Below are 8,721 nucleotides of genomic sequence, written 5' to 3'. Positions count from 1 at the left end.
CCTTGAAGGGTCGTTCGAGACCAGGACGTTGATAGGTCGGGTGTGTAAGCGCAGTAATGCGTTCAGCTAACCGATACTAATTGCCCGTAAGGCTTGATCCTATAACAAGTCTGCCTTGTAGATCGGCGCCGTGCTCAAGCACTGGCCGCGATCCAAAGCGACAAGTTGGATTCTCGTGTGCGATACACACAACTCAAAATTACTGCTTCTTCCAGGATTGGTTGCGCTGCGAAGCAACGCAACAACCCCCTTTGCCTGATGACCATAGCGAGTCGGTCCCACCCCTTCCCATCCCGAACAGGACCGTGAAACGACTCTACGCCGATGATAGTGCGGATTCCCGTGTGAAAGTAGGTAATCGTCAGGCTCCCCTCAAGCCAGAAACCCCCGCCCGAACAGGCGGGGGTTTTTGCATTGGTGCGGCGGAAATGTGCGGTGCGCCTGGTATGGGTTGCAGCTCGTGCCGCCAGGCTAAACGGCAGCGGACCTGAGTGTCTGGCGCCGCTGCGCTTGCATCGCAATCGTCGCTTGTCACAGTTACTAACGGTATCGAGTCTCGGGTACTGAGCTACCTGAGCGATGGTGACTTGCGACGCCCACCATGGGCAATGCGCCGATCACATCGGCGTGATGATGAGCCGCTTGTCCTCGACAGTAATCCGGACGCGTTCTCCAGCTTCGAATCCCGCGTCTTCAAGCCATACTCCAGCCAATTTGATCCACGGGTAATACGTCGTGTTCAGTTTCCGGTGCGCTCGGATAGCACGGAGGACCCTAGACAAGGAATGATGGCGTGCTGACTCTTGGACGGTGACGAAGCGTTCCGTTACCGGGGGACGTGACTTATGATTGGCGTTAGCCATTTCCGACTCCTCAACTGAGTTGGTGGTGGTCAGCGGGTCGTATGGGTGGCAGCCCATGCGGCCCGCGCTTTTTGCGGTGACGCCATTTGAGTCTACCTAACTGGGCATCTCGAAATATGGAAAATTCGACGAGTGGCCAATTGGCATAGTTGTGGAAGAGTTGATCAACGCTGGCGGAAAGAAAAAGGCCCACCGATCTCCCAACATATGAACCTGCTTTATAGGTTGCGAGACTACTTCCAAGATTGCACTTGCGATCATCATTCCGTGGACGGACGCCTCGTGCCGCATTACCGGCAAGCACATGCTGGAAAGAACGATGACGGACCCAGTGTTCCGTTGAAAGCGGAGGAGGCCGGCTACAACGCCGATGGACTCAACTGGCTGATCGTCTGCATGACGGAAAGCTTGTTGAAGCAGTGGCCACATCGAGTCCTCACGAGCGCACGCAGCTCGGCCGCGTGAACGCGCATGCACTCCGCCATACCTTCGCAGGGGCGGGCCTTGGAAGACGGAGTACATTGACGTCCTAGCAGAGTGCCAGATTATTTTGATTCGTCTGACCTTGTTTTCGATCTGGTACTCCACATATCTGTGGGACGCACGCAGCCAAAGTCGGTGAATCGTGCATGGCCGTTGGCGAAAGATCGTCGACGAGTTTAACCGCCTGATGAGACCAAGGGAAAAACATGACCAATAAAGCCATGGGACTATCACCCGCATGTCTTAAGACGCTAGCGCCGGTGGAAGCAAACCCTAACAAATCCAACCAGCACGAACTCAACGGTGTCATCGAGCTAAAAGCTATTCTCGGCCTTAACGACGCCCACTATTCGGCGATCTTCTCCGTCCGCGGTGAACCAATCACTGCCACGGTGGATGTGACCTGGTACGACGCTCGGGCCGCCCATCCCACGCGCACCGAGCATCGCCTCTATTTCGAAACAAACGCAGTGATGGAGCGCGCGCGGGCAGGTGACGATCTCCTGATCGGGTTCGATAAACAAGGTCAACTCCACTGCATCCTGATTCCGAGATCCGCAGCAGGAGGTGGCGCGCACACGGACGCGTGGGTGTCGGTGACATAGAAAAATTCGCCGGCCCCCGAAGTGCAGTGGCATGGGCGTGACCATGACGCCCACAGCATAGAAGGCCTCGTCCTTTCCGGCCCAACAGCAGGCCCTATCCCTTGGCTCGTCGGAAATTCGAACCCGACGGGCATCTCTATTGCGTTTTCGACCTGAACCGCGCCACGCTTTCTTAGACCCGCTTCGAGCAAGCGAACGTCCCCGCGATGCGTAAGCGTTCCGCGACCGCACGGTCTCGGCTCCAATGAGAGGACCCTGCGAGCGCCAACGTCGCAAAGTGCGCTAGGTCTAAACGTTCACACCAGTCGGTTTCCCCGCCCAGCAGGTTGCCCTCTCTGCCGCAACTGATTCTTGCAGTGCAAAAAACCGCTTCGTAGCGGACGCTCGCGCTCGTTGGGGTTCAACGGCGCGAGAACCAGCCTATCACCTATTCTTCTTGGCAGCAGTACGACTAACGGCCATAATGTCCGGAAATATTCCCAGAGGCAAGAATGCAAAAAAATCCGCCACTCCAGCTCCTAAGGCAAGCTAGAGGTCGATTTACCCAGCAACAAATTGCTGATTTCATTGGAAAAAACGCGAAAACGATCAGGCGATGGGAAAAAGGGGAGACGGCTTGTCCGATCGTCGTCGAAGCTGCCCTGCGCGAAATGTTGAAGTGCGAAGCGGCAGCCGGTGATGTAGCGCCAGAGACGTTTCGATTCGTCGATCTATTCGCAGGTATCGGTGGTATCCGGATGGGCTTCGAAGCGCACGGAGGTGAATGCGTCTTCACAAGTGAATGGAACGACTTTTCGAAGAAGACCTATCTAGAGAACTATGGGGATCGTCATCCGTTCGTCGGCGATATCGTGCCGTTCCCGGCGGAAGACATCCCTGACCATGATGTGCTGCTCGCGGGCTTTCCCTGCCAACCGTTCAGCATTGCAGGTGTGAGCAAAAAGAACTCGCTTGGCCGACCTCACGGGTTCGAATGCACGACCCAAGGTACTTTGTTCTTCGATGTCGCGCGGATTATTTCCCACAAACGCCCGAAAGCATTTCTACTGGAAAACGTCAAAAATCTTCTGTCACACGACAAGGGAAACACGTTCCGCGTTATCCTCGAAACGCTGCGTGACGAATTGGGTTACGACGTCCATTACCGCGTAATTGATGGTCAGCATTTTACTCCGCAGCATCGCGAGCGAATCATCATTGTCGGGTTTCTGGAGAAGACGGGCTTTTCATGGGATGACCTCAGACTGCCCTCGGAGGGCCCCCGCCTTGGGTCGATCCTGCATCGCACGGACGGAGCGGAGCCTTTGCTGCCGTGGGATGGCGATCGCTTCTTCGATCACGAGCGCAGCTCAGTGCAAGCCAAGTACACCCTGACCGAAAATCTTTGGAAGTATCTGCAGGCTTACGCAGAAAAGCATCGCGCCGCTGGCAACGGATTCGGTTTCGGGATGACCTATACCGATAGCGTCACGCGTACGCTGTCGGCCCGTTATTACAAGGACGGGTCGGAGATTCTCGTGTCGCAGGGCGGCTGCAGGCGACCCCGGCGCCTTACCCCGCGAGAATGTGCCCGCTTAATGGGCTTCCCTGATACGTTCCGGATCCCGGTGAGTGATACGCAAGCTTATCGCCAGTTTGGAAACAGTGTAGTCATGCCTGTGATGAAGGAAGTGGCACGCATCATGATGCCTCACGTCCAGTCCCTCGTGGCCCGCGCGCGAGACGGAGTTCCATATAACCTGCCGTTGTTTGCCTGATGGTCGACGTAGTCGACAGCGCCACGCGAAGCCGGATGATGTCTGGCATTCGTGGACGCAACACGAAGCCGGAGATCTTGCTGCGCAGCGCGCTGCATCGACGGGGGTACAGATTTCGCCTGCACGTGCGGGATCTCCCGGGCAAGCCGGACATTGTGTTTCCGGGGCGGCGCGCCGTGGTCTTCGTACATGGTTGTTTCTGGCATGGACACGACTGCCCACTTTTCAAGTGGCCGCAGACACGTCCAGAGTTCTGGGAACAAAAGATACTGCGGAACAGGCAGAACGACGAGAAAGCAGTTGCTGCGCTCCAAGCAGGCGGTTGGCGGGTTGGAATCGTCTGGGAGTGTAGTCTGAGAGGGGCAGATAAAAAAATCGAAACGGTTGCGCAGGTTGTCAGCGACTGGCTATGCAGCAGCGAGGAAACGATGGAACACCGAGGATGAAATTCCGGCGCTTATCCGAGTACTTTAAGTGCGTCGCTGCCGAGCGACTGAACAGTGATTGCTGTTTCGTTCGACCTGCCGCGACAGCTGCTGATCGACAGCAAGCGGATCGCGATGCGAACCGTAAGACAAGGTATGTTAAAGCCGTGGTTCGCGGCTGCCGTTATACAGCGATGGAGCGAACTGCAGGACGCTCGGCTGCGGCTTTTCGATCAGCGCGCTGCCGTCCCAAAGTGAATTATTGCCATTTGTATGCTTTCCGATAAAGCAATCGACAACTGAAGCGAACAACGAACTGGAACTCACTGTGAGCGACTTAATCAACGAGCCAGATGCACCACGCTTGATTTATGGCCTTCGGGACACTGGGTATAACGTAAAGACGGCGGCGGCCGACATCGTCGACAACTCAATTGCTGCGAAGGCGAGTCGGATCAACATTCAAATCGACCTCCGGAATGACGGTCGCAAGGTCGTGTACTTCGGCGACAACGGCAGCGGTATGGACGCCGACGGCGTCTGGCAGGCCATGCGCTATGGCGCACCCGTGCGGGAAAATCCCGAAAGTCTCGGAAAATTCGGTCTCGGACTGAAAACCGCCTCCAGCTCGGTGTGTCTTCGATTTTCTATCATCTCGCGCAAATCGGCAGACCAGCCGCTGGCGAAGCTTACTTGGGACCTCGAGCATGTTGCTGATGCCGAGAAATGGGAGATGTTGCGGGAGCCAGTCACTTCTGACGAAGACGAGATGTTCAGCGAATTGTGCGGGGACAAGGGAACCCTCGTCGTCTGGCAGAAGTGCGATCGCATTCTCACAAAGGACTATGAGCCGGGTAGCACAGCTGAGAAGCAGGCCATCAACAGACTAGCCGAAAGTCTCGATAAGCATCTGTCCCTGGTCTTCTTCCGTTTCCTCGATAAAACAGACGAACGGGCTCGCAACGTTGAAATATTCATCAACCAAAGTCCCGTAGTGCCGTGGAACCCGTTTTACCCGACCCGTTCTGAGCAGGTTCTGCCCGAGAGCAAGCAGTCGCTGAACATCGAGCTTCTGGACGGTTCGGAACAGGTCGCCACGATTCGCGCATGGATCTTGCCGCATCGTGCAGATATGACCAAGGCCGAGGAAAAAGAATACGCACGCATTTCAAACCGTGCTCAAGGATTCTACGTTTTCAGAGAAGGCCGGCTCATCCAGGATGGCGGATGGATGGATGTTTTCGGGTCCCCCGAACCGCACACTTCCCTGCTGCGGATCGAATTCGACTTCGGTCACAAGCTCGATGAAGCGTTCCGAATAGATGTAAAAAAATCGCGAATCCTCTTTCATCCCGACCTTGAGGATGGGTTGCGCGAACTCCTGACCCCGATCTATCGCGAGGCAAACCGTCGCTATAGACGAACGATTCGCAACACGAACAAGCCGATTGATCACTCCAGCGCGAACAAGAGTATCGCGGACGCCAGTAACGCGGATAAACCGCAAGTGAATTCTGTCGACGCTGCAGATCAGTCTGCTGTCGTGGCGAATAACATGGGTCCGAAGATTAAACTCAAGCTCAAGATCGAAAACTTTGTCAGTCCCGACACAATCCATGTGGAAGCGAGCGAGGAGATCAAAACAGGTGAATTGTGGCAGCCGGCTTTTCGCAGCTCGGGCACCAGTGGTCACGTACCCTCTGTCCTGCTCAATAAGCACCACGACTTCTACCAGAAAATCTACAAACGTGCTGCTGCAAACGGGTATGCAGTCGAAGGTATGGACTTGCTCCTCTGGGCATTCGCTGTAGCGGAACAGAACAATACGAACGAGGAGCTGGAACCGATCTTTGAAGACATCCGAACCGAGATCTCCAACAATCTCCGAAAGCTGCTGCGAAACCTGCCGGAACCCGAGCCAGGTGAGACGGCGGACGACGAGGAGGGCTGATGATCGCGGCAAAGAAGGATCTCATCATCAAAGAGCTACAAGAAGGCACAGGCGCCGAACTTGTCGCTGCTATTGATACGTCAGGTTTGCGATCTAGCCTTCGCATATGGTTCGGCGACCTGGACGAGAAACATGGACCAATCGCCGACCTTCGTCCGTTCGGGCTGAAAGGTCACCGGGTCGAACTATCCCTTGGATCCTTCTCTCGCAACGTCATTCGCCAGATTGAGAAGGCTTCCGCCGAGGATGTACAGCTGGCGCGCGCGTTGGTGGCGTCTATTGGACCAAACGTTGAGATCGACATTCCTGGCCAAACGCGTTCAAGCTGGAAGGTCGATAGCGGCGCCTTCAAGATAGTAGCGAAGCTGCGCGATCAAGAAGCACCTGAGGAAGATAATGCCATCGTCGCAACATGTCGGAATGTGATCGTGCCATTAATGGCCGCCATGGCTGAATTGATCGGCTACGACGTGATCGAGGAGGCCGTGATGGGTGATGAGCCGGCGGTGGAAGGTGGTCTGTCTCAGGCGTTAATTACTCGGCGCGAACGTAACCCACGTAACAGACTCTTGTGCATTCGTCTCCACGGAGAGAAGTGCGTTGCTTGCGGTATTGAGCCTCGGCAGCGCTACGGCGAGGCGGGAACCATCATTGAGGTCCACCACCTTGAGCCGTTGGCTTCTCTCACTGAACCGCGTCCGTACGATCCGAACACAGATCTCGTTCCGCTGTGTCCCAGTTGCCATCGCGCGGTTCACACGAGACGTCCCGTTCCATTCAGCGTCGAAGATCTCAGGAAAATGATGGAGCCTTGCCATGGCTGATATGTCTCACCTGCCCGAGGCATTTGACGCGCTGCAAGGTCGACTTCCTGAGGGATACACAGCCTCAGAACGGCTGCTTGATCCAGTGGTCGTCATTGACCGAATCGGTGGGAAGACCATCGCCCGCCTCGGTGGAACACGAACCGTAAGGGGGCAACGAAGGATTCTGCATGCCCCGACGAACCGACACTCATGGGTGAACGACGGAAATACCCTGAGGCCTCTTCCGCGCGACTCGGTGCAGATTTTCAAGGAGCTTCTGGGCTCAGCAGACGCGAACGATTTGCCTTACGACGTCGCGATCCGACTTATCCGGAATTCAGGCGCGGCTATCAAAACCGAACCCGCTGAGGGCTTTCTTGACGCGGGTAAGACGGTAGCGGCGAGTCTTCACGATTCAATAAGCATTCCCGACCTGAGGGCAAACCTGTTTCCGTATCAGGCCAGGGGTGTACAGTGGATGCATGAGACGATCCGGTATACGGGTGGTGTGATCCTTGCAGACGAAATGGGTCTGGGAAAGACACTACAGGTGATCGCGCTTCTTTTGCTCGAACGCCCCCAGTCAAGCGCACCCGCCCTCATTATTTGCCCGACTAGCCTGATTGCGAACTGGCTTCGCGAAATTGAACGGTTCGCGCCAGATTTAACCGTGATGGTACATCGAGGACCGGAACGGACGGGAGTGTATAAAGGACTGCAAGTCGCAAGTGTTGTCGTCACCACTTATGAAACGATGGTGAACGATATTTCGATTGTTTCCTCGTTTAAATGGTCTTGGGTTATTTGCGATGAGGCTCAGGCAGTCAAGAATCCCGAGTCAAATCGTCGACGTGCTCTTGTGACAATCCCCCGACGCCGTGCCATAGCGATTACCGGAACGCCCGTAGAGAACTCGCTCCTTGATTTATGGTCGCTCGGGGATTTCGTCATCCCCGGATTACTGGGCTCTCGGCGGGAGTTTGAGGACCATTACCCGGACACCACCGATTCGGCGCAGCTGGTCGGGAGAATTACCGATCCCATTGTGCTGCGGCGCAGGGTGAAGGAGGTTGCGGATGATCTTCCAGAGCGCGTCGATATCGACCTTCCTTTGGAACTCGACGACAATCTCACGGACTACTATCTTCAGGTGCGCAACGAGACCATCGCGAAGTATCCGGTTGCTGGCCCGCTGGTAGCGACACTGCAGTTACAACTACTCTGCGCCCACCCATGGCTTCGGCTCGCGAATGACGCAGAGCTAGGCTCGGAAGACGCGAATCTGGAGCCCTCGAAGACGGTAGCATTGATGACAGCAAAGCTAGAGCGCACTGAAGCCTTATTGCAGGAAGCGTTCTATAACAAGCAGAAGGTCATTCTCTTCTCCATCTTCAACAAGGTGGGAGACTTGGTGCGGACAGCATGTCCGAACCCGGATAATGTTTTTTGGGGTACGATTAATGGGTCAACGCCGCAAGATGAACGTCAACAGATAATCGATGATTTCTCGGCGCATGCAGGTCCGGGATGTTTGATCCTTAACCCAAAAGCAGCGGGCGCCGGACTCAATATCACGGCCGCAACAGTGGTTATTCACTTCACACCGGTGTGGAACCCTGCACTAGAGGCTCAGGCCAGCGCTAGGGCTCATCGACGTGGGCAGACGCGGCCAGTGACGATCTATCGGCTCTTTTATCAAGACACCGTCGAGCAGGTGATGATCGAGCGTTCTGCATGGAAAAGAGAGCTTGCTAATGAATCTATCCCGGTCGCGACACGTGATGCGACGGATATGAAGCGAGCACTAGATATGAAACCGGGGAAATCGTGA

General features: G+C 55.5%; 7 protein-coding genes and 2 rRNA genes. 8 read left to right on the top strand and 1 reads right to left on the bottom strand.

All coding sequences use genetic code 11. The features are described 5' to 3' along the window. Positions 1-101 (top strand): 23S ribosomal RNA (locus HWX62_RS17400); the annotation flags it as partial. A 153-nt stretch (positions 102-254) separates the two neighbouring features. Further along, positions 255-367: ribosomal RNA gene (rrf, locus tag HWX62_RS17395) — 5S ribosomal RNA — on the top strand. A gap of 250 nt (positions 368-617) precedes the next feature. On the opposite strand, the gene HWX62_RS17390 is transcribed toward rrf, so the two are convergent. Next, positions 618-863: a SymE family type I addiction module toxin gene (locus HWX62_RS17390; RefSeq protein ID WP_124659550.1), complete on the bottom strand. Its 246-nt coding sequence runs from the start codon at positions 861-863 to the stop codon at positions 618-620. 689 nt (positions 864-1,552) lie between these two features. On the opposite strand from HWX62_RS17390, the gene HWX62_RS17385 reads away from it, so the two are divergent. From HWX62_RS17385 to HWX62_RS17360, 6 genes are all read left to right on the top strand, one after another. Next, a complete protein-coding gene (locus HWX62_RS17385; RefSeq protein ID WP_175985195.1) occupies positions 1,553-1,951 on the top strand; it encodes a type II restriction endonuclease in 399 nt (132 codons plus the stop codon). 491 nt (positions 1,952-2,442) lie between these two features. After that, positions 2,443-3,708, top strand: a complete 1,266-nt coding sequence (gene dcm, locus HWX62_RS17380; protein ID WP_175985193.1) for a DNA (cytosine-5-)-methyltransferase — start codon at positions 2,443-2,445, stop codon at positions 3,706-3,708. After that, positions 3,708-4,154, top strand: a complete 447-nt coding sequence (locus HWX62_RS17375) for a very short patch repair endonuclease (RefSeq protein ID WP_124633932.1) — start codon at positions 3,708-3,710, stop codon at positions 4,152-4,154. The genes dcm and HWX62_RS17375 overlap by 1 nt, the downstream gene beginning before the upstream one ends. Positions 4,155-4,461: 307 nt before the next feature. After that, positions 4,462-6,084 (top strand): ATP-binding protein, encoded by a 1,623-nt coding sequence (locus tag HWX62_RS17370; RefSeq protein WP_124633931.1) that lies wholly within the window; start codon positions 4,462-4,464, stop codon positions 6,082-6,084. Further along, a complete protein-coding gene (locus tag HWX62_RS17365) occupies positions 6,084-6,908 on the top strand; it encodes an HNH endonuclease (protein ID WP_124633930.1) in 825 nt (274 codons plus the stop codon). Before HWX62_RS17370 ends, HWX62_RS17365 begins: the two co-directional genes overlap by 1 nt. Continuing rightward, positions 6,901-8,721, top strand: a complete 1,821-nt coding sequence (locus HWX62_RS17360) for a DEAD/DEAH box helicase (RefSeq protein WP_175985191.1) — start codon at positions 6,901-6,903, stop codon at positions 8,719-8,721. Before HWX62_RS17365 ends, HWX62_RS17360 begins: the two co-directional genes overlap by 8 nt.

Origin of the sequence: Burkholderia sp. BCC0506 (genome assembly GCF_902833145.1) — a bacterium.
GTDB lineage: Bacteria > Pseudomonadota > Gammaproteobacteria > Burkholderiales > Burkholderiaceae > Burkholderia.
Note: the sequence above shows the minus strand (reverse complement) of the source record. Positions and strands in the feature narration are given on the sequence as shown.